At 35.5% G+C, this 26,176-nt stretch carries 23 protein-coding genes; 16 read left to right on the forward strand and 7 right to left on the reverse strand.

Annotated elements, in window-relative coordinates:
• Positions 1 to 127: 127 nt before the first annotated feature.
• Both CQ046_RS05035 and CQ046_RS05040 read left to right on the forward strand, forming a co-directional pair.
• Entirely contained in the window at positions 128 to 862 is a 735-nt protein-coding gene (locus tag CQ046_RS05035) for an SDR family NAD(P)-dependent oxidoreductase (RefSeq protein WP_105701215.1), read from the forward strand.
• Positions 863 to 1,184: 322 nt separating this feature from the next.
• On the forward strand, positions 1,185 to 2,030 hold the full coding sequence (locus CQ046_RS05040) for a mechanosensitive ion channel family protein (RefSeq protein ID WP_105701216.1): 846 nt from the start codon (positions 1,185 to 1,187) through the stop codon (positions 2,028 to 2,030).
• Between the two features lie 67 nt (positions 2,031 to 2,097).
• On the opposite strand, the gene CQ046_RS05045 is transcribed toward CQ046_RS05040, so the two are convergent.
• The gene (locus tag CQ046_RS05045; RefSeq protein ID WP_105701217.1) at positions 2,098 to 2,640 is read right to left on the reverse strand and encodes a hypothetical protein; all 543 of its coding nucleotides are present in this window, start codon (positions 2,638 to 2,640) and stop codon (positions 2,098 to 2,100) included.
• Positions 2,641 to 2,799: 159 nt separating this feature from the next.
• On the opposite strand from CQ046_RS05045, the gene CQ046_RS05050 reads away from it, so the two are divergent.
• Both CQ046_RS05050 and CQ046_RS05055 read left to right on the forward strand, forming a co-directional pair.
• Complete coding sequence (locus CQ046_RS05050; protein WP_105701218.1) at positions 2,800 to 3,369, forward strand: Crp/Fnr family transcriptional regulator; 570 nt, start codon at positions 2,800 to 2,802, stop codon at positions 3,367 to 3,369.
• A 164-nt stretch (positions 3,370 to 3,533) separates the two neighbouring features.
• Positions 3,534 to 4,802, forward strand: a complete 1,269-nt coding sequence (locus CQ046_RS05055) for an adenylosuccinate synthase (RefSeq protein WP_105701219.1) — start codon at positions 3,534 to 3,536, stop codon at positions 4,800 to 4,802.
• 82 nt (positions 4,803 to 4,884) lie between these two features.
• Here CQ046_RS05055 and CQ046_RS05060 read toward each other — a convergent pair whose 3' ends face one another.
• The 3 genes from CQ046_RS05060 to CQ046_RS05070 form a co-directional block, all read right to left on the reverse strand.
• Positions 4,885 to 6,216, reverse strand: coding sequence for a M12 family metallopeptidase (locus tag CQ046_RS05060; protein WP_105701220.1), 1,332 nt, complete (start codon positions 6,214 to 6,216; stop codon positions 4,885 to 4,887).
• 502 nt (positions 6,217 to 6,718) lie between these two features.
• Positions 6,719 to 8,473, reverse strand: coding sequence for an aspartate--tRNA ligase (gene aspS, locus CQ046_RS05065; RefSeq protein WP_105701221.1), 1,755 nt, complete (start codon positions 8,471 to 8,473; stop codon positions 6,719 to 6,721).
• Positions 8,474 to 8,611: 138 nt separating this feature from the next.
• A complete protein-coding gene (locus CQ046_RS05070; RefSeq protein ID WP_105701222.1) occupies positions 8,612 to 8,974 on the reverse strand; it encodes an ankyrin repeat domain-containing protein in 363 nt (120 codons plus the stop codon).
• Between the two features lie 112 nt (positions 8,975 to 9,086).
• Here CQ046_RS05070 and CQ046_RS05075 point away from each other — a divergent pair, with 112 nt between their 5' ends.
• Positions 9,087 to 10,481: an MATE family efflux transporter gene (locus CQ046_RS05075; RefSeq protein ID WP_105701223.1), complete on the forward strand. Its 1,395-nt coding sequence runs from the start codon at positions 9,087 to 9,089 to the stop codon at positions 10,479 to 10,481.
• A 249-nt stretch (positions 10,482 to 10,730) separates the two neighbouring features.
• A complete protein-coding gene (locus tag CQ046_RS05080; protein WP_065119703.1) occupies positions 10,731 to 10,850 on the forward strand; it encodes a 30S ribosomal protein THX in 120 nt (39 codons plus the stop codon).
• 59 nt (positions 10,851 to 10,909) lie between these two features.
• On the opposite strand, the gene CQ046_RS05085 is transcribed toward CQ046_RS05080, so the two are convergent.
• The 3 genes from CQ046_RS05085 to CQ046_RS05095 form a co-directional block, all read right to left on the reverse strand.
• Positions 10,910 to 11,563, reverse strand: a complete 654-nt coding sequence (locus CQ046_RS05085) for a DUF937 domain-containing protein (RefSeq protein WP_105701224.1) — start codon at positions 11,561 to 11,563, stop codon at positions 10,910 to 10,912.
• An 81-nt stretch (positions 11,564 to 11,644) separates the two neighbouring features.
• The gene (locus CQ046_RS05090; protein WP_105701225.1) at positions 11,645 to 12,904 is read right to left on the reverse strand and encodes a protein O-mannosyl-transferase family; all 1,260 of its coding nucleotides are present in this window, start codon (positions 12,902 to 12,904) and stop codon (positions 11,645 to 11,647) included.
• Position 12,905: 1 nt separating this feature from the next.
• The gene (locus tag CQ046_RS05095) at positions 12,906 to 13,415 is read right to left on the reverse strand and encodes a DUF2480 family protein (RefSeq protein ID WP_105701226.1); all 510 of its coding nucleotides are present in this window, start codon (positions 13,413 to 13,415) and stop codon (positions 12,906 to 12,908) included.
• 78 nt (positions 13,416 to 13,493) lie between these two features.
• Between CQ046_RS05095 and lpxB the strand changes: the two genes are divergently transcribed.
• The 10 genes from lpxB to CQ046_RS05145 all read left to right on the forward strand — a co-directional run bounded on the left by lpxB (position 13,494) and on the right by CQ046_RS05145 (position 25,871).
• Complete coding sequence (gene lpxB / locus CQ046_RS05100) at positions 13,494 to 14,597, forward strand: lipid-A-disaccharide synthase (RefSeq protein WP_105701227.1); 1,104 nt, start codon at positions 13,494 to 13,496, stop codon at positions 14,595 to 14,597.
• A gap of 41 nt (positions 14,598 to 14,638) precedes the next feature.
• The gene (locus CQ046_RS05105) at positions 14,639 to 15,730 is read left to right on the forward strand and encodes a glycoside hydrolase family 99 protein (RefSeq protein WP_105701228.1); all 1,092 of its coding nucleotides are present in this window, start codon (positions 14,639 to 14,641) and stop codon (positions 15,728 to 15,730) included.
• A gap of 141 nt (positions 15,731 to 15,871) precedes the next feature.
• A complete protein-coding gene (locus tag CQ046_RS05110) occupies positions 15,872 to 17,644 on the forward strand; it encodes a ComEC/Rec2 family competence protein (protein WP_228406881.1) in 1,773 nt (590 codons plus the stop codon).
• 145 nt (positions 17,645 to 17,789) lie between these two features.
• Entirely contained in the window at positions 17,790 to 18,452 is a 663-nt protein-coding gene (locus CQ046_RS05115; RefSeq protein WP_047373501.1) for a succinate dehydrogenase cytochrome b subunit, read from the forward strand.
• A gap of 15 nt (positions 18,453 to 18,467) precedes the next feature.
• Entirely contained in the window at positions 18,468 to 20,480 is a 2,013-nt protein-coding gene (locus tag CQ046_RS05120; protein ID WP_105701230.1) for a fumarate reductase/succinate dehydrogenase flavoprotein subunit, read from the forward strand.
• Between the two features lie 23 nt (positions 20,481 to 20,503).
• Entirely contained in the window at positions 20,504 to 21,271 is a 768-nt protein-coding gene (locus CQ046_RS05125) for a succinate dehydrogenase/fumarate reductase iron-sulfur subunit (RefSeq protein ID WP_062675785.1), read from the forward strand.
• A 309-nt stretch (positions 21,272 to 21,580) separates the two neighbouring features.
• Positions 21,581 to 23,122: a TlpA family protein disulfide reductase gene (locus CQ046_RS05130; protein WP_105701231.1), complete on the forward strand. Its 1,542-nt coding sequence runs from the start codon at positions 21,581 to 21,583 to the stop codon at positions 23,120 to 23,122.
• A 159-nt stretch (positions 23,123 to 23,281) separates the two neighbouring features.
• Positions 23,282 to 24,688 carry a 23S rRNA (uracil(1939)-C(5))-methyltransferase RlmD gene (gene rlmD / locus CQ046_RS05135; RefSeq protein ID WP_105701232.1) on the forward strand — a complete coding sequence of 469 codons (1,407 nt, stop codon included), beginning with the start codon at positions 23,282 to 23,284 and terminating at the stop codon, positions 24,686 to 24,688.
• 75 nt (positions 24,689 to 24,763) lie between these two features.
• Positions 24,764 to 25,240, forward strand: coding sequence for a DUF6452 family protein (locus tag CQ046_RS05140; RefSeq protein ID WP_105701233.1), 477 nt, complete (start codon positions 24,764 to 24,766; stop codon positions 25,238 to 25,240).
• Complete coding sequence (locus CQ046_RS05145; RefSeq protein ID WP_105701234.1) at positions 25,206 to 25,871, forward strand: DUF6048 family protein; 666 nt, start codon at positions 25,206 to 25,208, stop codon at positions 25,869 to 25,871. The genes CQ046_RS05140 and CQ046_RS05145 overlap by 35 nt, the downstream gene beginning before the upstream one ends.
• The last annotated feature ends 305 nt before the right edge of the window (positions 25,872 to 26,176 follow it).

The following is a 26,176-nucleotide window of genomic DNA, read 5'->3' on the forward strand; positions in this document are numbered from 1 at the left end:
ATTTAGCTGCGGCGGGTGAACTTTGTTCACCCGCCGCTATTTTTTCTACACCATTCTAAGAAATGGTTATGTCCATTGTGAAAACAATTAATAGGAATAGTGTTTAATAAAAAATTATCTTTGCCCCATGAATCAAAACACAAATAAGACAGTTCTTATTCTGGGCGCCAATTCAGATGTGGCAAAGCAATGCATTAAGCAATATCTAGAAAAAGGGTTTGCCGTAATTGCCGCTTCCAGAAATACGGTATCTTTGGAAGAATTCATTCATTTCAATCATCTTGACCGTTCAAAAGTTTCTGTTTTGTCTTTTGATGCTGCGGATTTTGATTCCCATCAAAAATTCTATTCTGATCTTTCCACAAAACCTCATATTGTAGTGTATGCCGCAGGTTTTTTAGTAGACAATCAAAATGCTTTGGAAGATTTCAAAGGAGCGAAACAAATGATGGAAGTTAATTATATGGGTGGAGTTTCTATCCTAAGCATTATTGCGATGGATAAAAGCAACAAAAACCTTGAAAGAATTATTGGTTTATCTTCTTTGTCCGGAGTAAGAGGAAGGAAAAGTAATTTTGTCTATGGAAGCACCAAAGCTGCGTTTACTCAGTTTCTTGCCGGATTAAGACAGGAATTGGCTTCCCGTAACATCATTGTGAATGCTTTGGTTATTGGTTATATCAGAACAAAAATCAATGAAGGATTGGAGTTGAATGAGTCTTTGATTATGGAACCGGATTATGTAGCAAGATTCATTGTGAATGCCGGAAATTCTTTTACCATTGTTCCGAACTTTAAGTGGAAGATCATTTACTTTATTTTAAAAATGCTTCCGGAAAGTCTGGCCGCAAAACTTCCTTAATGAGATAGTAAATAATTAATCAATAAAAAGTTTACACAATATTAATTTCCGAATAATGGACTTCGGTATCGTTTTTGTAATTCTATGAGCGAAAAATTATTTCTTCCTGTAAGATTCAATTTCTGAATGATTATTGAGTAAGCTGAAACTATCTGTTCTGCTGTCAATCTATTTTAATCTATAATATGATTTACTTTCACTCATGCAGTGTGAGGTAAATTTCTTTTTGAAGCGGATTATACTTTTGTTCAATTTCATTTTTAAATCTTGCAGGAGATATCAATACATCATTGATATTAACAGTAAAAAATACACTACAAAAATGGACGATTTAGAACTGAACAAGATTCAACAACACTGGGATGCATTAATTTCTTCAGCAATTTCATGGGCACCTAGAATTTTCACTGCAATTATTTCTGCATTATTAATTTACCTGATCGGGTCATGGATGATAAGAATGATCAAAAAGCTGGTTGAAAAAGCGTTCAAAAAACGTAATATGGAAGCTTCCTTGCAGCATTTTCTTTTAAACATTGTCAGCTGGGGACTTAATATCCTGTTGTTTATTGTTGTAGTGACTCAGCTGGGAGTGCAGACTTCAGCATTTGTTGCAATGATTGGTGCGGCCAGTTTAGCATTAGGTTTAGCTTTACAGGGATCATTGACCAATTTTGCCGGAGGAATATTAATCTTATTATTAAAACCTTTTAAAATTGGTGATTTTATTTCTACCAATTCCGGTGCTTCAGGAACTGTAGATGCAATAGATATCTTTCAAACAAAATTGATCACGCCACAAAATCAATTGATCGTTATTCCTAACGGAGTGGTATCGAATAATAGCATTACCAATTTTACTCAATTGGGAACAAGAAGAACATCCTTGGATATTGGAGTTGCTTATGACGCAGATCTTAGGAAGACAAAAGATATTTTAATGAATGTTATTAGAGGCAATCAATATGCTCTTACAATGCCTGCTCCACAGCTAGTGGTGACGGAGCTTGGTGAAAGTGCTGTTAATCTATCGATAAGAGTAAGTACTGCTACAGAAAATTTCTGGACTATGAATGAAGAACTAATCATAGGTTGTAAAGAAGCTCTCGACAAGGAAGGAATTGGAATTCCTTTTCCGCAACGAGATATTCATGTTTACAATCAATAGTTATATTTAATTTTTTTAGAAACTCCTGCATGGTAATAATGCGGGAGTTTTTTTAATCCAATCATTCTTAATTTTCTTTTTTAGAATATTGCTGAAGAAAATCTAATAAAATGGTATAATCTTGCTCTTTAAATTCAGATTCTGTAAAAACGAAATTGATTTTATCATTGAGCATACTCAAAATAAGATATTGATCAACCATTTTATAAGTGACTTTACCCCAGACACAATTTATAGCGGTAAATGGATTTTTAATGGTAATGCTATTCTGATAAAGTGTTATAAAACTGACTTCATCTTCTCTTCTAAGATTTTCAATGAGTTCTTCTATCAGGCTAAATGTTTTGATTTTAGCTTTGAAATACTGATAAATAAGTAAAATAGTGTAGCCGATAAATAGAAAACTGCCATATTTAAAAATGATAGAAACTGGTCCCAGTTCAAAAGCCTTTAAAGGTAAAAACCCCAATACAATACATACTACGGTATAAATAATAGCCTTTTTAAGTTCAGTAAGATGCTTCTTCCATGTGTATTGAAAGAAAAATTTCTGATTTTCCCTTTCTGTATTTTCATTGAAATATAATTGTAATTTGATCGATTCATCCATGAGTAAAAGTTTTGGCTGCAAAAATATTGAAATTATTCAGTGTTTAAAGCAGTTTTAGCCATATGCTTTTTATTTTTTGAGGTTTTTGCCAAATGACAATTGTTTTTATTGGCTAGTTTTATACCTTTATCTTAACACAATCTGTGGATACAACAAAGCATGGAAGAACTTTTTCATTATATCAAAAAATTTGGGACACTGAATCCTCAGGATGAACTTCTGATTGCTGAAGGTATTCAGGAAATCACTGTAAAGAAAGGTGCTCCTTTTGTGGAAGCTGGAAAAGTGAGCCAAAGAATTGCTTTTGTGAAAGAAGGAGTTTTCCGGTCTTTGTACTATAATAAACAAGGGGATGATTTTACCCGCTATTTCATCTATGAAGGTCGATTTATAGGAGATTTTCAGGGTTTTACAGATCAGCTGCCTGCGCATGAAGATATTGAAGCTATTACTGACGCAGTATTGCTGGTGATAGATCTTAAGTATTTTAAAATTCTGGAAGAGAAAATTTCAGTCTGGCCGGTTCTATTTGCCAGAATTCATGCCTTTGTTGTTGAAAATAAACTGAAGGTTGCCAGTATCATGTTGAATCAGGATGCGAAATCACGTTATATTCACTTTTTAAATCATTATCCGGGGCTTGCCAACAGGGTTCCACAATCTATGCTTGCTTCTTATCTCGGGGTTACCCCATCTTCTTTAAGTAGAATCAGGAGAAATATAGTCTAGAATTATCAGTGATAAATGATATTATTTTGGGTGGGAAAGTAATAGAGTTTGTGAGTTTACTAACTTCTAAAATCTAGCTTCTCAATAAATCTCTTTTTGTCAAATGGCAATGGTCTTTCTATCTGACTGTCATAGCTTTGCTTCATAAAATTTAAAGTACGAATATGGATATTGTATTAGGATTACAATGGGGTGATGAAGGAAAAGGAAAGTTCATTGATCTGATCAGTGAAAATTATGACATTACAGCGCGTTTTAATGGCGGATCTAATGCTGGACACAGCATAGAAAGGAACGGACGCAGAATTACGCTTAAAATGATTCCTTCGGGGATTTTTATGAAAGGGGTGCAGAATGTTATCGGTACAGGAACCGTTCTGGATCCTGTAAGTTTTAAAAAAGAAATTCTGAATCTTCAGGTATTTGATGAAACGGTTCAGCCGGAAAACACTATCATTATTTCGCTGAAAGCTCACTTTGTATTGCCTACATATAAGTTTTTGGATGTTTTTATGGAAGAAAGTCCTGAGTATACGACTATCGGAACCACCAAAAACGGAATTGCGCAGGCTTATTCCAATAAAATCTTAAGACAGAATGTAAGAGTAGGAGATATGTTTGCTCCGGACTTTAAAAACAAGGTACAGCATATTTTGGACAGAGATTATAAAATGTTGACCGCAGGAGGAATGACGCTTCCTTCTCTGGAGGAAATAAGTAATGAATTTTTTGAAGCTGTTGATTTTCTGAAAAGATTTAAATGTACAGAGACGGAAATCTATCTGAATAATGCTTTGGCTGAAGGAAAGACAATATTGGCAGAAGGATCTCAGGCTGCTATGCTGGATATTGATCACGGAACGTATCCTTATGTGACTTCTTCATCAACCACTGCTTCAGGGGCTAGCAGCGGGTTAGGTATTTCACCGAAAAAGATCGGTGAAGTGTTTGGAATTGCAAAAGCTTACTGTACAAGAGTAGGGAATGGAGTTTTTCCAACAGAACTGTTTGATGAATTAGGGGAGGAGATCAGAACAAAAGGAAATGAGTTTGGTTCCAATACAGGACGTCCGAGAAGAACAGGCTGGCTGGATTTACCTGCTTTAAAATATGCAGTAATGATCAACGGTGTAACTCAGCTAGTACTGACTAAAGCTGATGTTTTGAGCGGATTGAAATCTGTAGCAGTCTGTACTCATTACGAGTTGGAAAATGGAGAAATAGTATCTGTTTCAGGTTTGCTTCCGGAAAACGGAAAGCCAATCCTGAAATGGATGAACGGATGGAATGCTAATTTTTCTGCTATGAAGAGCCCTTCAGAACTGCCAAAAGAAGTCATTGAGTTTCTGTCATTCTTGGAAGAAGAATTAGGAATTCCTGTAGCTTATCTTTCGACCGGACCGGGAAGAGAACAGATGCTGAAAATGATTTAATAATTATATAACGGGGAATTATATAAAAGACAAAAGAGGTTAGGAAATTTATCTCCTAACCTCTTTATTGGTATAAAAAAGTTTAATTAACTTTTGTAAGTATAAAACGTTGCTTTGTAGAAGGCTGAACCGTTTGGTCCGTAGTACCGATTACAATAGGAGTAAGATTGGTTGTGGTGCCATTTTTTACCTCTAATCTCAATGCTGGTGCATTCTTAGGAGCAAATCCAAAACCATTATTTCCCAGGTTGAATAATAACCATTTCTGAGCATCTGTATTGGAATTGGTTCTTAATTCAACAGCGGTTCCATTTGTTGTTCCGTTACTTTTTACGGTTAATACTTTTGTAGGATCCAATATGGATTTGATGGTATAATAACCATGATCTGATTTGGTAAATGTGAATCTCTGGTTATTTCCTGTAGAAGCTGAATACAGAATGATGCTGGTGCCATCCGTAGTAGAGCTTCCGGAAATATCTAAATTTTTATCACTCGCTAAAGCTGTGGTCATGGTATAAGTTCCATTGATTGCAGAAGAGGAATTAACAGGTCCGTACAAATGATTTATACCGGCATAATCACCTGCAGATAATCCTGTTCTTTGCTTGGTAAATGTAGATCCGTCCAGCTTCGTCATTACAGGCTGACTTGAGTCTATAGCAAAGTCTGTAGACTGATACATCATTACTGAGCCGAAATCAAATGCACCATGTCCTGCGTAATCATTATAAAGATTGAAGTTATGGCGGCTTCCTTCTACAGCTTTGTTGACATCTACAATAATGTATTGATCTCTATCTGGGCGACACTGCTCATGCATGATTCCCATAGAATGCATTACTTCATGAGCAATAATTGCAGGATATGTAGTATTATAAATTTTAATACCGTTAACCCTGTTTTTTTGCCATCCAAGTGGAGAACTGTTACTCGTTGTATAAGTAAAGGTGATGTATTCTGTTTGATTGGTTCGTTCAACAAACTGAACACTGGTTTGAGAAGAAATCATGTCAAATGCTTTGTTGATATTGGTAAGGAATGTATTGTAACTCTGAGTACTCAGACTCCCCTGGCTGGGTAATGTATAATAGACCGTTGCATTCGGCCATGTCTTAATAAAAGCGCTTACAATGGTGCTTTTCTCTGCTGTTAATGTTTCAGAATTAGCCTGCTTTTGTAATATATTAAACTGTTCTGGGCTAATGGTAATGTCTTCTGCATAAAAATATTCTCCATTGATTTCATTGACATAGGTGTATTTTCCGTCAATTAATAATTTGTGAATCTTAGCATTGGCTAAGTTTTCTGTTGTAGGGTTCATTGAATCTGCTTGTGTATTTTCAATATCCGTCCTACATGAATTCAGTGCCAAAACAAGGCATCCTGATAATAGTAATAGTTTGCTTTTCATATTATTTAATTTTGGTTTGGTGATCAGGTTGTAAAATATGAACAGCTATAGTATTACCCTACGCAAAAGATTACAAAATAAGTTAAGTCCTAATTTTGATTAAATCATCATTATAACCCAGCTGTATGTTGTAAATATATTGATAATATATTATACTTGAATATAACATAATATATTGATTGTTTTTATTGTGTTTTTATTTTATTTGTGTATTAATTTCGTTGATTATCTTATAATGTTTTATTTTTTACTATTAAATTTAAAATTAAGTTATTTCACGAATATTTGATGTAGAGTGTAAAATTGCATAATATACTAATATTACGTCTGTTTTATTGATAAATTAATAAATTTTGCTGAATTTTATAATAATATGAGCCTTGAATAATGTTATTTCATGAATATTGTTTGGAGAATAATATTGTCAGTGTAAAGCTTTGATATATTAAAGGTTACTGAAATTTGAATATAAAAAAAGCGGGGCAAATACCCCGCTTTACATTTATGCTTTTAAATTCAATTGTAATTCTAATTCGTCGAGCTGTGCATCAGCAATCGAAGCAGGCGCATCAATCATTACATCTCGTCCTGAATTGTTCTTAGGGAAAGCAATATAATCTCTGATTACTTCGTTTCCGTCAAGAATCGCTACCAAACGGTCAAATCCGAATGCCAAACCACCGTGTGGCGGGGCACCATATTTAAATGCATTCATCAGGAATCCAAACTGAGCTTCTGCTTCTTCTCTGGTAAATCCTAATAAATCAAACATTTTAGACTGAAGATCTCTGTCAAAAATTCTGATAGATCCACCTCCGATTTCGTTTCCGTTCAAAACCATATCATAAGCGTTGGCTCTTGCTTTTCCTGGATCGGTTTCCAGCAGGTGGATATCTTCCGGCTTTGGAGATGTGAAAGGGTGGTGCATCGCATGGTAACGTCCACTTTCTTCATCAAATTCCAATAGAGGGAAATCAACTACCCAAAGTGGCGCGAATTCGTTTCCTTTTCTTAATCCCAAACGGTTTCCAAGTTCCATTCTCAACGCTGAAAGCTGAGCTCTTACTTTATTTTCGTTTCCAGAAAGAATCAACATTAAGTCTCCTTCTTTTGCTCCGAATTTTTCAATAATTTTTGCTAAATCTTCTTCGTTATAGAATTTGTTTACCGATGAGGTTTTCACTCCGTCATTCTGGAATTTAGCCCAAACCAATCCTGAAGCTCCAATCTGAGGACGTTTTACCCAATCAACAAGCTCGTCGATTTGTTTTCTCGTATATTCTGCACATCCTTCTACGTTGATTCCAACTACTAATTCTGCATCATCAAATATTTTAAAGTCTTTTCCTTTTACCAGTTCATTCAATTCTACGAACTCCATTCCAAAACGGATATCCGGTTTGTCATTTCCGTATTTTTGCATCGCATCTGCGAAAGTCATTCTTGGGAAAGTTCCGAATTCCTGACCTGTAATATCTTTTATCAGCGTTTTAGTCATTCCTTCGAATACGTTCATCACATCTTCCTGCTCTACAAAAGCCATCTCACAGTCGATCTGTGTGAATTCCGGCTGTCTGTCTGCTCTTAAATCCTCATCACGGAAACATTTTACAATCTGGAAATACTTATCCATTCCACCCACCATCAAAAGCTGCTTGAAAGTTTGCGGAGACTGTGGCAATGCATAAAACTGTCCCGGATTCATTCTGCTTGGTACTACGAAGTCTCTTGCTCCTTCCGGAGTAGACTTGATCAAAACAGGAGTTTCCACTTCAATGAAACCTTCTTCAGATAAGTAATTTCTTACTTTCTGTGCCATCTTGTGACGGAAGATCAGTTTATCTTTTACCGGATTTCTTCTGATATCCAGGTAACGGTATTTCATTCTTAATTCTTCACCACCGTCTGTTTCATCCTCAATAGTGAAAGGCGGAAGCTGAGAATCGTTAAGAATTGTTAGTTTTTCTACCAGAATTTCAATTTCCCCAGTTGGAATATTAGGGTTTTTGCTTACTCTTTCAATAACTCTTCCGGTAGCCTGAATCACAAATTCACGGCCCAGTTTTTTTGCTTCTTCCATTAATTGTGCAGAAGAGCGGTCCTGGTCAAAAACCAGCTGGGTAATTCCGTAACGATCTCGAAGATCTACCCAAATCATAAATCCTTTATCACGGATAGTCTGTACCCATCCTGATAGTGTAACTTCTTCATTCAGATTTTTCAGAGATAGCTCTCCGTTGGTGTGTGATCGAAACATAATTATTTGTTTAAAGTTCAATGTTTAAGGTTCAATTCCGAACCTTGAATTTTTCGTTGGCAAAGATAAGATTTTTGCAGGTTTTATAAATAAAAAAAACTCCCTTTCGGAAGTTTCATATGTTGATTTTAGATTTTTTTAAATTCTATTACCACCTTTTGCAATCAGAATTCTTTTTACTTCTTCGCTGCCTTTTGTTTCATCAGCTACTTCAAGAGGTGTTTTGTTCTGACATTTTTTATTTACATTAGCCTTGTTATCTAAAAGAAAGTTGATAATATTCTTTCTGTCAGACATTACACTGAAACCAAGAGGTGAATAAAGGATGTCTCCCACGAGGAAGCATTTGTTGTAATCTCCCGGAACAAACTGTTTTTTAAAAGTAGCTATATCATCAGAATAAATGGCTTTCATCTTTTCCTGACTCATCTTCTGGGCAGATAACATACTGCCAGACAGTAACATTCCAAATAGAAAAGTAGTAGAGATTATTTTTTTCATAAGGATAATTTTTAAGAATATACAAATCTAAATTAAATTTTATTACCAATTGCTAAGTTTTTCTAATAATTGGATTTGTATTTTTGGGATTATCTAAATTATTGATTACAAAATGACAAAATATGTTGAATTTTTGAAAAAAGCATTCAGTGGTGAAGAAACCGATTTTACGCAAGTGAATATCAGAAGTGCCGTACTGCTTTTAGCGATTCCTATGATGCTGGAAATGGCTATGGAATCTGTATTTGCCCTTGTTGATCTCTATTTTGTCGGTCACTTGAAAGAAAGTGGTTTTGCTATTCAGACCGTGGGCCTTACCGAATCAGTTCTTTCGATAATGTACTCTATTGCGATTGGGATGAGTATGGCGGCCACCGCTTTGGTAGCAAGAAGAATTGGTGAGAAAAATCCTGAACAGGCTTCCAGAAGTGCTGCGCAGGTATTGCTTGTTTCTTTCGGTATTACTTTTATTTTAAGTTTATTGGGAGTGATTTATGCTGAAGAAATTCTGATTCTGATGGGTTCAAAACCGGAAGCAGCAGCCTACGGAAAGAATTTTACCAGAATTATGATGGGAAGCAGTACCATTATCATGCTTTTATTCTTAATCAATGGTATTTTCAGAGGGGCTGGAAATGCAATGATTGCCATGAAAAGTTTATGGATCGCGAATATTGCCAATATTATTCTCTGCCCGATTCTGATAAAAGGCTTGGGGCCTGTCCCTGCTTTGGGTTTGACCGGAGCAGCACTGGCAACAACAATAGGACGTAGTATCGGTGTTATTTATCAGTTGTACCATCTTTTAGTGGCTGATACCCAAATCCGAATAAAGATTCCTTATTTTAAACCCAATTATGAATTAATCAAATCCATTATAAAGATTGCAACCCCTGGGATCTTTCAGTTTGTTATCGCTTCATGCAGCTGGATTTTCCTCGCAGAATTGGTAGCGACCACGGGAGGCGAAAATGCATCAGCCGGTTACCAGACAGCCTTAAGACTGATGATGTTCTTTATGCTTCCGGCCTGGGGACTAAGCAATGCAGCATCTACGCTGGTAGGGCAGAATATGGGGGCAAATGAAATGTTGAGAGCAGAACAGTCGGTAATGAAAACCGTGAAATATAATGTTATCTTTATGTTGATCGTAAGTCTGGTATTTATTTTTATGGGAAATTTTTTAGTTGGTTTTTTCACTCAGGAAACGGCTATTAAAGATTTTGCGAAAAATGCGCTACAGATTATGAGTACAGGGTTTATTTTTTACGGAATCGGGATGGTGATGATCAATGCATTCAATGGAGCGGGGGATACCTGGACGCCTACATGGGTTAATCTTTTTGGTTTCTGGCTGTTTCAGATCCCTCTTGCCTATTTTCTTTCAAAATATCTTGAGATGGGTCCGAAAGGAGTTTTTATTTCAATCCCCGCTGCTGAAACCCTAATTACTATTGTTGCCTTTATTTTATTTAGAAAAGGAAAATGGAAAACAATAAAAGTTTAGGAGAGATGATGATGGAAGCTTGAAGAATGAAGTACTAGCAGCCTGCAGTATTTAAGCTAGCTATTATTAACAAGTATTATAGTAAAGATTTTGATCCGATAACAGAGAATTGAAAATAGTAACCTGATAGTAACTTCCAGCATCCATCCTCCAGTTTCCCTCCCTAATTAATAAAACTTTAACAGCTTTATTAATTGGATTTTAGTTTTGTATTTTTTAAATTCGTCATAACAACAAATACTTATTACTATGGGAAAAGGAGACAAAAAATCAAGAAGAGGAAAGATTAATTCCGGAAGTTATGGAAAAAGAAGACCTAAAAAAGCCTCGAAATCTTTTGCCGCTTCTGAAGAAAAATCTAAAAAGTAATCCAAATAAAAAAGACCGAAGATCATGTCTGCGGTCTTTTTTTATGAAAATTAAATTAATTATTTACCTCCAAGAATATTTCCAAGGATGCTGCCTAAACCGCCGCCTTGTTGTTGGTTTCCACCACCGCCCAATACACTTCCAAGTATATCGTTCAGAGGGTTTCCAGATGACTGAGACTGTCCGCCGCCTAAAACACTTCCAAGAATGTCATTCAAAGGATTAGACTGCTGAGCTTGTGCCTGGTTAGAAGCGTTTCCAAGAATTCCTCCTAAAAGATCTCCTAAACCACCAGCTCCTACATTGCTCTGTTGTTTCTGCTGTCCGATATAACCCATTACTACAGGAGCAAGCATGGCAAGGATAGGACCTATTTTATCTATTGAAATTCCTGTATTTTGTGATAACTGGTTTTCAACATTACTTTTCTGATCACCAAAAATATGACCAAGAATAGATCCGCCTTCAGCTTGTCTTGATTCGATCTGAGAAGCATCATTTAAAATACTTCCGTTGTGGTCTTTATCTAAAGCACTATTTAAAGCTTCTGCTTCTTTGGCATCCTGAGATTTATTTCTAAGATAAGAAATAATAAGAGGTGTAGCAACAGCTAATAAAGCGATTACCTGATTTTTGCTGATCCCAAATTTGTTTTCAGCCTGTTCAGCAACCTGGTTGCCTGTGTTGCCTGTAAGTAGGTCAATTAAACTCATTTTTTGTGTTTATTAAGTATTAAGTGAACCAAAGTTATCAAAAAATATGCCTCATAAAATAAGAGGCTTTCATAATTATTGTTAAAATTTTCTGATCTGCTCGTCAGTATACCCTTTGCTCTTTAAAAGTTTTATATATTCTACTGCACTGATGGTCATCCATTCAATAGGTTCGGGAGCTTGTTTTTTGTCAATAGTGAATTCCAGAATTCCTACATTGTTATTCATCCATGGCAGTATGTAATAATCAAGTCCGCCTTTATATTCTTTGAAGGCATGAAATTCTTTTCCCTTTTCTGTTAGGAATATAGCTTTATAAAGGGCAAAATATCCCACAGGAATCAATAAACATATCCATGAAAATTTTCTCAGACCTGCATACTTTGCTGCGGAAAGTCCATATCCGATGGACAATGCGAAAATGATGTTGAAAGGTAAAAAGAAAACATAATTGTCTGATACTGCATAAAAGGTTGCAAATCCGTATACACATACCGCACCTGTTGCAAAAACAAAAAACATTTTTCTATTGGTCTTGTACAACAAAATAATTCCAGCAACTCCAAAATAGGTGAAAATGTTGAAGTTATAGATCAGATACGCAAAAGACTGGAAAAAATCTTTCACATACTGAATAGTGCTTTTTTTCAAAGAATCCTCTACCCATGTTCCCTGATCAGAACTATAAGGAGATTTAAAAGGAAGCCCCTGAGAAATATTCAGAATAAATAAAGAACAGAATAATACAGCAAAAATCAATAGTGAAGCCGCTGCATATTTTTTTTCGTTTCTGAAATAAAATAAGAAAACCAATAAAGCGGGTATAAGCAAAATGTTTTGAATATGAACCCATAAACTGATTCCCAAAAACAGACTGCTCAACAGGATATACATTCTTTTCTTTTCAGTAAAACTTTTGATAACCGAAAAGAAGAAAAGGCTTATCCATAGGGAATTATAAGTATATACTTCCACTATTTCAGCATTTCTCCAAAAGGAAAAACTAAAGCCAAAAACAAAAGCTGCTGTAAGAGAAGTCCATTCTGTTTTTGAAATACTTTTTACCGTAAGATAAACAACGGAAACCGTTGCTGCGCCGGAAAAGACAACCAAAAATCTGCTGGCTTCAATGGCATTAATATCCAACAGGTTTTTAATAGAAATAACTGTATTGATATATAGAAAGTGACTGGTTGCTGTAGCTGTGGTTTCCCATACTCCAGTTTCTGCAATCAGTACAAATCCTACACAATCTGCAAAGGGAATTTTTGAAAAACTTCCGAAATAGTAGATCCCAAGAAAAATAATGAACAAAAATAAGGCGGAAAAATATTTGTTCATATTAGTTCTTTATGATAGGCACATTAGAGCATGCTTCTCCGAACATCAGAGATTTTACAATTGGTTTTAACTGTTCTACGAGTTCTATATAGGCATTTTCCGGAATATCTTTATCAGAGCAGCCTTTTACCAAAACTCTCTTTCCTCTCATTTCTTCAAAATCATGGGTTTGGATAGCATTGTGCATTAAAATAACATCAAGATCCTCACGGTTTCCGAAAACTATTTTTTTGGCAACATCTGTAAGTTTTGCTGTTAATACAAAATAAGCCCAAAGCGGGATAATCGTATCTACAGAGTTGTAAATATATATGTATGAATCTTTATATTGTTCAATATCTATTGCTTCTACCTTTTCACGGAAATCTTTTTCTTTCAGGATCATTTCCTGGAAAAGAAAATCTTTCAGGTCAATTCCCTTTCTTTCCCCTTTTGGAAGTAAAGTGGCTAAGTCAAAATTGATAAGGCCGCTTTCAGCAACTTTATTCCGGATTTCAAATTCTTCTGACATTTTTTATCATTATCTTTGAACAAATTTACGAATTAAGATCATATCTATTTTAATTTGTTCTCTATCCTTACTATAGAAATGAAGTATTATATTATTGCAGGAGAAGCTTCAGGTGATTTGCACGGAAGTAACCTGATGAAAGCCTTAAAACAAAAAGATCCTCATGCGGAGTTCAGATTTTGGGGTGGTGATCTGATGAAAGCTCAGGGCGGAACACTGGTAAAACACTACAGAGATCTGGCTTTTATGGGATTTCTGGAAGTAGTGATGAACTTACGAACCATTCTGAATAATATCAAATTCTGCAAAGGGGATATTCAGAATAACAGACCTGATGTTCTGATTTTGGTGGATTATCCGGGTTTCAATCTAAGGATTGCCAGATTTGCCAAAGAACTAGGGATTAAAGTTATTTATTATATTTCTCCACAGCTTTGGGCATGGAAAGAAGGTAGAGTAGAGACTATCAAAAAATATGTGGATGAAATGATGGTCATTCTTCCTTTCGAAGAAGATTTTTACAGAAAACATGGCGTTCACTCTCATTTTGTAGGTCATCCCTTGCTGGATGCTATTTCGGATCTTAAGGAAATCAGCATTGAAAATTTCAAATCGGAACACGGACTGAATGAAAAAGAAATCATTGCACTGCTGCCGGGTTCCAGAGAACAGGAAGTAGAAAAGATGCTTGAAATAATGCTTTCCGTAAGACCGCATTTTAAAAACTACCAGTTTGTGATTGCCGGAGCACCTAGCCTTCCTAAAGAATTTTATCAGAAATATGTGGATGATAATGTTCATTTTGTATCCAATAAAACCTATGATTTGCTGAGATGTTCCAAAGCCGCTTTGGTTACCTCAGGAACAGCTACTTTGGAAACTGCTTTATTGAATATTCCTGAAGTGGTTTGCTATCGCGGAAGTAAAATTTCTTATGCTATTGCTAAAAGATTAGTGAAAAATATCAATTATATTTCTCTGGTTAACCTGATCATGAATAGGGAAGTGGTAAAAGAGCTGATTCAGAATGATCTGAATACTAAAAACCTTGTAGAAGAGCTCAATAAAATTGTATCAGGAGAAAAAAGAACCCAGGTTCTAAATGACTATGAGCTTCTGAGAGAAAAGCTTGGTGGAAAAGGCGCCAGTGATCATGCTGCTGAGGTGATATTAAAAGTATAATTTTTACCATAACTTTTGAGAATTTAATCTACTTTTTAACGATGAATTATTGCAACCGTTTCCTGTTATTCTTGATATTCACATTGTTTTTCTCAAATAGTTCTGCCCAGCAAGGCAATTCAAGAGAGAAAGTTCAGATATTTTATTATGGCTGGTACGCAAATCCTGCAACGGATGGAAGTTATCAGCATTGGAACCATGAAATCCTTCCTCACTGGAGTAATCCGAAATGGAACAATCTGGGACATCACCAAGGAGGAGATGATATTGGAGCTAATTTTTATCCGTCACTTGGAAATTATAGTTCCAATGATGCAGAGATCATTGAAAAACATATGAAAATGATCAAAGACTCTGGAGTAGGAGTGGTTGTAGTAAGCTGGCTGGGGAAAGATTCATTCACGGATAAAAGTCTTATCAAATATTTGGATATTGCAGATCGTTTTGATTTAAAAATCGCATTCCACATTGAGCCGTTTTATAAAAATACTACAGAATTAAAGGAACAGCTTTCTTATCTTATAAAAACATATTCTCATCACCATGCTTTCTACAAAAAAGAAGGAAAGCCTCTGTTTTATGTATATGACAGCTATAAAATTCCTAAAGAAGAATGGGCTAAAATGCTATCCAAAAATGAAGAAAAAACAGTTAGAAATACAAATCTAGATGCGCTTTATATCGGGCTTTGGGTTGAAAAAGATGATGCGAAATTCTTTGATACATCGGGTTTTGATGGTTTCTACACCTATTTTGCCAGCGAAGGTTTTGTATATGGAAGCACAACTGCTAATTGGGATTTCATGGCCAGCTACGCCAAAGATCACAACCTGATTTTTATTCCTTGCGTAGGACCTGGTTATTCCGATACAAGAATACGCCCATGGAACGAAGCGAATTTCAAAAGCAGAGACAATGGAAAGTATTACGAAAAGATGTTTGATGCTGCTGTTAAAGTACATCCGGATTTTATCGGAATTACATCATTCAATGAATGGCATGAAGGAACACAAATAGAACCTGCCATCCCTAAAAAAGCAGGTGATTTCAAATATGAAGATTATGGGAAAGATCCTTTATTTTATATCAAAGAAACGAAGCGTTTGACGGATAAATTTCTGAAAAAGAAATAGTATACTTTCAATCCTGAATTTATCATAAAAAAATTAAGTGCCCCGTTGATGCTTTTGATGCATAACGGGGTGCTTTTTAGTTAGCTAAGAGATCATATTCTATTAATTAATTATCTATTTTCCCTTGATAATTAATTGAAATTGAAAAAGCAGCCTCTTCTTATTCTGGTCGTATTTTTTATTCTTGGAATTGTTTTTCAGGATAAGATGGTGTTGGCTGGTGCTGCATTTTATTTAGTAATTGGAGTGTGTTTTGCTGTACTTATTGCAATATGTTTTCATTCTTATTTTCTGCACAAAACGAAAGTTGTTTTGCTTGCACTTTTGTTCTTTGGCACAGGAATTATTCTTCATCATTATAACACTTCTGCAGAGGATGTTTATTCATCTTTGTCTAAAAAAGAAACGGTTACTTTCAAAATTTCTCAGAAATTAAATTCTACCGAAAAGTATAAAAAATACGAAGGAATTGTGCAGGTGGGAAATGCAAATTTAAATTCAATTCTGTATATTCCAAAAGATGTCAAAGAGCTGGATTTTATTCATTATTATAAAGGGGAAGCTTATATTACAAAACCTAAAGCTCCTGAGCATGATTTTCAATTCAACTATGTTCAATATCTGAAAAGAAAGCATATTGATGAGCAGATCTACTTTTCAAAAGAAATTGTATCTGCAGAACGAAACGACTTAACGTTGGCGGATCAACTCCGGCAATATAGATTTACGGCTCTTAACAGAATTGATAAAACCCCTATTTCTGAAAAAACCAAAGAGTTTCTGAAAGGTATTATTCTGGCAGACCGCACGGAGATTGATGCAGGAACAGTTCAGGATTTCAATAAGTCCGGACTGGTTCATTTTCTGGCCATTTCGGGAACACACATTGTGGTTATTTTTGGGATGTTTTATTTTCTATTGATTCGGTTTATTCCTTTACAATTCAGAAAATATGCAGTTATTCTAAGTTTGGTTTTTATTTGGCTGTTTGCCGCTTTTATTGGTTTTGGAAATTCCGTTTTGCGATCCTGTATCATGCTGAATGTTTATTTTGTTTTCATATTGCTTCAGAGGAAACCTGACCTGCTTCATTCGCTGGCTTTATCAGCTTTTCTTATTTTAATGGGAGATACACAGCAGCTTTTTGATGTAGGATTTCAGCTTAGTTTTTTAGCTGTTTTAGGAATTTATTGGCTGAATCAGCCTTTGTTGAAACTTTTTCCGAAACAGGATCATTATCTTAAAAAAATTTTGTTTAATACCATTACAATATCTTTATCCGCGCAGCTGGCAACACTTCCTTTGGTGCTGTATTATTTTCATCAGTTTTCATTCATATCCATCATTGCCAATTTCGTCATCGTTCCTTTTTCCGAAATAATTATTGTTTTCTCATTTATAATGACAGCTTTTGTCGCCTGTGGAATTGATTTTGGCTTGTTGAATAAAGTATATGACTTTGTTATTCAGATTCTGTTGAAAGTAATCCATTGGTTTGCGGAGGTAGACTTTTTGTTCTTTGAAAATATTTCTATGAATGGGTTTGAAGTACTGTCGGTTTTGATGATAGTCTATTTATTAAGACCGGTTGTTTTAAAGTTCAATTTTAAATATATGATGAGGTTAACGATGGCTATTATTGCGTTTCTGATGATAAGAATCGGAAGTAATATCTTTGAAAATCAGAAAGAAGAGGTGTTGATTTATTCTTTGGGTAAAAGCAAAGTTTTTTCTGTCAAAAGAAGAGATAAAGTCTGTTTTTGGATCTCTGATATGGAAGATAAAGCTAAAATTCTACGGTATATTATAAATCCCTATTGTTCCTCAAGAAGAGTGGATTATTTTGAAATAAAATCCCTCCCATCATCTTCTCAAAAAGTAGTTTTCCGAGATCAGGTTTATGATCTTAAATAATGCTTTATAATTTATGTGTTTTCCTGTATCAATAATGTATGGAATTCTTATTTAGAAACATTACAAACTGCCTAATTGTGAGATTTCTCACTTTTCGATATTGTTAAACTTTCTTAATTTTGTAGAAATTCAAATTTAAACTTATATGGCAGGTTTAACGAGTTCTACGATAGGTAGAAAATATGCTATGGCATTATCAGCTCTATTTTTGCTGATTTTTCTTATACTGCATTTGACGACCAATTTGTTATCAGTTCTGAACAAGGATGCATTCAACACCGCATCAGACTTCATGGGCTATAATCCTTTTGTGCAGTTCTTAATGCAGCCTATTCTTGGTTTTGCAGTAATTTTCCATTTCATTATGGGATTTGTGCTTGAAATCAAGAATAATAAAGCGCGTCCGGTAAAGTATGCAGCTAACAACGCATCAGTGAATTCTTCATGGATGTCCAGAAATATGATTATTTCCGGAGCTGTTATCTTAGCGTTTCTGGCGCTTCACTTATATGATTTCTGGTTGCATGAAATTAATTACAAGTATGTAGAAGGATTGACTCCTGATGCAGAACGTTTCTGGCCGGAACTTCATGAGAAGTTTGCTGATCTTTGGAGAGTGGCTTTATATGTGATCTCTTTTGTTTTACTAGGATTACACTTAGCACACGGATTCCAGTCTTCTTTCCAGTCTATCGGAGCAAGACATCCAAAATATACGCCGGTGATCAAAGCTTTCGGAACATGGTATTCAATCCTTATTCCTGCAGGATTCATCATCGTAGCAGTTTTCCATTTTATAACTCAATAATATCAATATACTAGTATGAGTAAATTAGATTCAAGAATTCCAGCGGGTCCTCTTAAAGACAAGTGGAAAAATCATAAAGACCATATGAACCTTGTTGCACCAAACAACAGAGATAAGATTGATATTATTGTTGTAGGTACAGGTTTGGCAGGAGGTTCTGCAGCAGCTACATTGGCTGAGCAGGGATATAACGTAAAAGCATTCTGCTACCAGGATTCACCAAGAAGAGCGCACTCTATTGCAGCTCAGGGAGGGATCAACGCAGCTAAAAACTATCAGGGAGACGGTGACTCTACTTACAGATTATTCTATGATACCATTAAAGGTGGTGACTATAGAGCAAGAGAGGCCAACGTTTACAGATTAGCTGAAGTTTCTGCAAATATTATTGACCAGTGTGTTTCCCAAGGGGTTCCTTTCGGTAGAGATTACGGCGGTCAGCTAGATAACCGTTCATTTGGTGGGGTTCAGGTAAAAAGAACTTTCTATGCAAAAGGACAAACAGGACAGCAGTTATTATTAGGAGCATATTCTTCAATGAGCCGTCAGATCGGTAAAGGAAGAATCAAGATGTATAACCGTCATGAAATGCTTGATCTTGTAATTGTTGATGGAAAAGCAAGAGGAATTATCGCAAGAAACCTTGTTACAGGTGAGATCGAAAGACATTCTGCTCACGCTGTAGTAATTGCTTCAGGAGGATATGGAAACGTATATTTCCTTTCTACCAACGCAATGGGATCCAATGTTTCTGCAGCATGGAAAATTCACAAGAAAGGTGCTTACTTCGCAAACCCTTGCTATGTACAGATTCACCCGACTTGTATTCCTGTTCACGGAACACAGCAGTCTAAACTGACTTTGATGTCTGAATCATTAAGAAACTCAGGAAGAATCTGGGTTCCTAAAAAGATTGAAGATTCAGTAGCTATTAGAGAAGGTAAATTAAGACCTGAAAATATTAAAGAAGAAGATAGAGATTATTATTTAGAAAGAAGATACCCTGCGTTTGGTAACCTTGTACCTAGAGACGTTGCTTCAAGAGCCGCTAAGGAAAGATGCGACGCTGGATTTGGAATCGAAAATAATGATACTCAGGAAGGAGTTTACCTTGATTTCTCTACAGAGATCATGAAAAAAGGTAAAGAATCCGCTATCGAAAAACATATTCATAATCCAACAGATCAGCAGATCTACGATTTAGGTAAGAGCTGGGTAGAGGAGAAATACGGTAACTTATTCGTAATGTATGAAAAAATTACTGCAGATGATCCTTACAAAACTCCAATGAAGATCTATCCTGCAGTTCACTATACAATGGGTGGTGTATGGGTTGATTATAACCTTCAGTCTACAATCCCTGGATGTTTCGTAATTGGTGAAGCTAACTTCTCTGACCACGGTGCAAACAGATTGGGTGCTTCTGCATTGATGCAGGGTCTTGCAGATGGATATTTCGTGCTTCCTTATACTATTGCAGATTACCTTTCTGCAGATATCAGAACAGGAGCAATTCCTACTAATTCAGGTGCGTTTGACGAAGCTGAAAAAGGAATTAAAGAAAAAATTGACTTCTTCTTAAATAATAAAGGAACGCATTCTGTAGACCACTTCCACAAGCAATTAGGAAACATTATGTGGAATAAAGTAGGAATGGGAAGAACTCCTGAAGGATTAAGAGAAGCGATTAAAGAAATTGAAGAAGTAAGAAACGATTTCTGGAAAAATGTAAAAGTACCGGGAGAAGGAGAAGGGATGAACACTGAACTTGAAAAAGCATTCAGAGTAGCAGACTTCCTTGAACTTGGACAATTAATGGCTATCGATGCACTACACAGAAATGAATCTTGTGGTGGACATTTCCGTGAAGACCACTCAACTCCGGATGGAGAAGCGGAAAGAGATGACGTAAACTACAAATACGTCGGAGCTTGGGAATATCAGGGTGACAATATCAACGCGGAAGTGTTGCATAAAGAAGAACTGATATATGACAACATCGAGGTTAAAACTAGAAGTTATAAATAATCTCCAACCTAAAATATAACATTATGAGTGCAAAAAAAGGCTTACATCTTACGCTGAAAATTTGGAGACAAAAAAATAGTAAAACTAAAGGTCAGTTTGAGACCTATAAAATATCAGATGTATCTACAGACTCTTCATTCCTGGAGATGCTGGATATTCTGAACGAAAACTTAATTAACGAAGGTAAAGAACCTATCGCTTTCGACCACGACTGTCGTGAAGGAATCTGCGGTATGTGTTCTCTTTACATCAATGGTAGAGCTCACGGGCCGGATACAGGGATCACTACCTGCCAGCTTCACATGAGAATGTTCAAAGATGGAGAGACTATCGTTATTGAACCTTGGAGAAGTGCTGCTTTCCCTGTTATCAAAGATTTGATGGTAGACAGAAGTGCTTTCGACAGAGTAATGGCAGCAGGAGGTTTCATTTCTGTGAATACTTCAGGTAATACACTGGATGCTAACGCAATTCCGGTTCCAAAAGAAGATGCAGACAAAGCAATGGATGCTGCAGCTTGTATCGGATGTGGAGCTTGTGTGGCTACATGTAAAAACGGATCTGCAATGCTATTCGTAGGAGCTAAAGTTTCTCAGTATGCATTACTTCCGCAAGGTAGAGTAGAAGCTAAGAGAAGAGTTCTGAACATGGTAAAAGCTATGGATGAAGAAGGATTCGGAAACTGTTCAAACACCGGAGCGTGTGAAGTAGAATGTCCAAAAGGTATTTCTCTTGAAAACATCGCAAGAATGAACAGAGAATACATGGCTGCTCTAGTAGATCAAGGATAGAATTGATTCAAATACATAAAAAATCGCCTTCATTTTTGGAGGCGATTTTTTTATGAAATGCTAAGCCCTGTTAAAGTTTGTTAACTTATTGATAGGTTTTAGTCATTCTTTATTTAATAAGTATATATTTGGAGGGCAGTTGAATTGTTTTTTTTAAACTTTCAAATGCGGCATGCTATTCAAAAAGAAAGGGTTGAAATAATTGGAATACCCTCTTTTGAACGGCAATAATAAAATTTTCAAAAAAAATAATTAGTGTGAATTAGCAAGCCCTAAAAAGCGTATTTTTGTGTAATATTAAAAATTGAAATGAAAAAATATCTTTTATTGTTTATCATCACATTCTTTGTGATGTCTTGTTCAAAAAAAGTAGAAGTAAAAGGAAAAATTACTGGAAGCTCATCCTTAGAAAGAATTGAATTTGTAGAAGCTTCAGGAGTAGGAACCCTGCCTTTGATTAATATTGGTTTAGATAAAGACGGAAATTTCTCAGGAAGCTTTGAAGCTCCTAAAGATGGAATGTACGTAATCAACTATGCAGGAAGACAAAACCTGATCTATCTTGAAGGAGGACAAAAAGTAAATATTTCAGGAAACGGAGCTACTTTCCCAAATGAATATATAATCACCGGAGATGCTAAAAAGAACAACGACTTCCTTACAGCAAGTATGAAGTTCTTGGCAGACTATGGAAGCAAAGTTAACTTAGCCGGATTAATGGGCGGAGACGAAGCTGCATTTTTGAAAGGAATGCATAAAGTTGAAGCTGATATTAATAAAAATGTAGACGACTTAGCAAAGAAAAATAACCCAAGCAAAGGACTTCTTGAATGGAAGAAAAACGATATAAAAGTGACCATTCTTAATTTGCTTGCCAACTATGAGATGTCTCACGGACCAATGTCTGGTAACCCATCTTACAAAGCTTCTAAAGCTTTCAAAGATTATGAAACTCAGTTAGAAACTGATAAAGAAGCGATGGTGAAATCAATCCCTCTTTACAGACAATATCTTCTTGTAAAAATGACTCCGGATTTCCAGAAGTATGCGGAAGCAAACAGCAAAGGAAAAACAGGAATTACAACTTCTGAGATGTTTGCTCAGTACTTAAAAACAAAGAAAGATTTATCTCAAACGGCGAAAGACTATCTTTTAGCATTTGTAATGGCTCAGGCTGATATTCATCCAACGACTACACCTGCAAACATTGATAAAATCAAAAAAATTATTGATTCAGATATTAAAGATGCTACTATTAAAAGTGATCTTTTAAAAATGCAGGTAGCTATTACAGGACTTAAAATTGGTGATGCCGCTCCTGAAGCAGCTTTAGCAAAACAAGACGGAAAAGCGTATAACCTTTCTGAAAATAAAGGGAAACCTTATATGCTATTCTTCTATGCTTCATGGAATCCTTACATCAGTGAAGCTACAGTGCCCGTATTAAAAGAAGTAGTAAACTTCTATAAATCTAAAATGAATTTTGTATTTGTAAACGTAGACGATACAAAAGATCAGTTCATTAAAACAAGTAACTCTCTTTTAAAAGGAATTCAGGGAGTGAATGTTTACGGAGAAGGAGGTCTTAACTCTGATATCGCTAAGAAATATGGAGTATACGGATTCAAATTGCCTTGCTTTGTAATTGTTGATAAAGATGGTAAGATTGCCAGCAGATCATTTGTAAACCTTGGTGAGCAGGAATTAGTAACGATTCTTGACAAGCAGACAGGTCTTGCAGCTCCAAAAGTAGAGCCAAATGCTCAAATGCAGCCGCAATTACAGCTTGATCCTTCTGCAATGCAGCAAGCTCCACAGCCAGCAAATCCTCAGCCGGCTCCAACAAAATAGTAAACTTTAACACAGTATAGAAACCTTATCTTCGGATAAGGTTTTTTTTATTGTATTTTTGCAAACGAAATTGGAACTGAAAGGTTTCACAGTTTATTAGAAAAAATAGAAAATAGATGAAGTATAGAGTAGAAGCTATCTTCATCACAAGAAATTGATATGAGAAAGAAGAAAGATGTAATTCTCGAAAATATTAAACTTTTCGCAGCAGGAGCAAAAGGAGTAGCTATTGGTAAAACTGAAGAAGGAAAAACTGTTTTGGTTTCCGGTGCGATTCCTGGAGACGTTGTAAATGCAAGAGTTAAAAAATCAAAGTCAAAATATTTTGAGGCTGAAGTAAAAGAAATTGTTGAAAAATCACCATTCAGAGTTGAACCAAAATGTATTCACTTCGGAACTTGTGGTGGTTGCAAATGGCAGAATATGACCTACGAAAAGCAGCTTGATTTTAAACAAGAAGAAGTTTACAATAATATTAAAAGAATTGGAGGAATTGAAGATTTTGAAACTGTTCCGATTTTAGGCGCTGAAGAACAATATTTCTACAGAAATAAAATGGAATTTTCTTTTTCTAATGCGAGATGGCTGACTCAATATGAAATCAGTTCTGAAGAAAACTTCGGAAGCAGAGATGCGCTTGGTTTCCATATTCCGGGGATGTGGAGTAAGATTTTAGATTTAAAAGAATGCTTCCTTCAGGAAGATCCGTCGAATGCAATTCGTTTGACAGTTAAAAAATTTGCTGAAAATAAAGGGTTAGATTTCTTTGATGTGAAAAGCCAGGAAGGGTTCCTGAGAACTTTAATGATGAGACAAAACTCTAAAGGAGAATGGATGGTTCTTTTCCAGCTTTACAGAGAAGAAAAAGAAAACCGTACTCAGCTTTTTGATTATTTGTTAGAGCAATTCCCACAGATAAAAACGTTGGTGTATGCTATTAATCCTAAGCAGAATGATTCTATTTATGACTTAAATATCAATGTATATTTCGGAGATGGTTACCTTATGGAAGAAATGGACGGATTGAAATTTAAGATAGGACCAAAATCTTTCTTTCAAACCAACTACAAACAGGCACTGGAATTATATAGAAAAACGCTTGAATTTGCCGATCTAAAAGGTGATGAAGTTGTTTACGATTTATACACAGGAACTGGAACAATTGCTCAATACGTAGCAAGAAATGCAAAACAGGTTATTGGAATCGAATCCGTTCAGGAAGCAATTGATGCGGCAATTGAACATGCTGAATTGAATGGTTTAACCAATACAACGTTCTATTGTGGAGATATGAAAAACCTCTTTAATGACGAGTTTTTAGAAAATCATCCAAAAGCAGACGTATTGATCACAGATCCACCAAGAGACGGAATGCATCAGAAAGTCGTAGAACAGATCATAAAGCTTTCACCGGAAAAAGTAGTTTATGTAAGCTGTAATTCCGCAACACAGGCTCGAGACCTTGCTTTGATGAAAGATCATTATACTTTAGTAAAGATCTTACCGGTAGATATGTTCCCGCAGACGCACCATGTTGAGAACATAGCGTTGTTGATTAAAAAATAAATTTATTTAAATTTGAATTTCAAATCGTAATATGAAACGTCAGTTCCATCTGACCAAATAAAATAAAATGTACAGATGAAGTATTTTAAATTTCTCATAGCAATCTGCTTTTTAGGAATGCTTTTTTCCTGTGGAGGAGATGATGATATTTGCGAAAGTGGAGAAGGAACTCCCAGAATGAAGGTAGGTTTCAGAACACTGTCAAACGGAAAAGATACTACTATAGATACGCTGTATGTATCAGTAGACTATGGTGCAGGAAAAGTAGATTTGGGAAAACTTGCAAAAATTGATTCCCGACTAATTCCTTTGCGGGTAGACAATTCACCTTATACAGATGTTTATTTCAAAACTAGATACAAAGGTCCTGAATCTCACGTGAGGGTAAGTTATGGTACAAAATCAACCTATGTGTCTCCCGGATGTGGTATTAAAAAGTATTATGAGAATTTAAGTTCAGAATTAGTAACTCCGAATCCTGTTCAGAAAGTGGATGTAGGACAAAATCAAATAGAGAATGAAGACAAGACTAATCTTTACCTTTCTTTTTAGTTTATTTGGAATAATAAGCTGGGCACAAGACAAAAAAAAGGAAGCTGAGAAAAAGGTTCATGAAAAATATGTACCCAATTTTATGGTTGGCCTTGATGTATTGAACACCGGAGCAGGTTTCTTTTCAGACAGAAAACTGTATCAGGGATTTATTTCTTCAAAAATCAGAGGAAATGTTCACGCTATTGCAGAAGCTGGTTTTGAAAAGAATGTATATCAGAAAAATGGTTATGATGCCAAGGCAAGTGGTCCTTTCGTTAAGTTGGGAGCGTTCTATATGCTGGCAAAGGATTCCGAAAATGAATTCAACGGATTTTATGCCGGAGGAAAAGTGGCCGGATCATTCTATAACCAGGAGTATATGGCTGTTCCGGTACGTGGATTTGGCGGAAGTAACTCTTCAGAAGCTTTTCCTTCATCCTCGCAGTCTTCTTTTTGGCTGGAAGGAACTATTGGAGGTAGAGTGCAGTTATTCAGTTCCAACTTCTATATTGATGTGAATCTTCAGCCGAGATATATGGTATACACCTCTAAGCAGGATGACATCTCTCCGATGATCGTTCCTGGATTTGGAAGAAGTTCTTCAAAATTTAATATGGGATTTGCATGGAATATTGCCTATAAGTTCTAAATAAAGATACTTTAGATAAATAATAACCCTGGGAAATTTTCTCAGGGTTACTTTTTTATGATTGCCCAATCTTGAAATATATATCTTGAAGTGTTATTTTATATTTTTAATCATTGTGTGATATATGTTAGTGTATTTATATCGATGTATTCTTTTTATTGAAAGGGATTGTGTGTGTAAATAAGTATCTTAAAAGTGAATATTCATATAAATAATGGCTTAATATTTGTATTTTGTTATAATTTGCTGATTATTTTTTAAAATATATTATAAGTTTTGTTAAAAACTAATATATTTGTAAAGTT

It is taken from the genome of Chryseobacterium sp. MYb7 (assembly GCF_002979455.1).
In the GTDB taxonomy this organism is placed as follows: domain Bacteria; phylum Bacteroidota; class Bacteroidia; order Flavobacteriales; family Weeksellaceae; genus Chryseobacterium.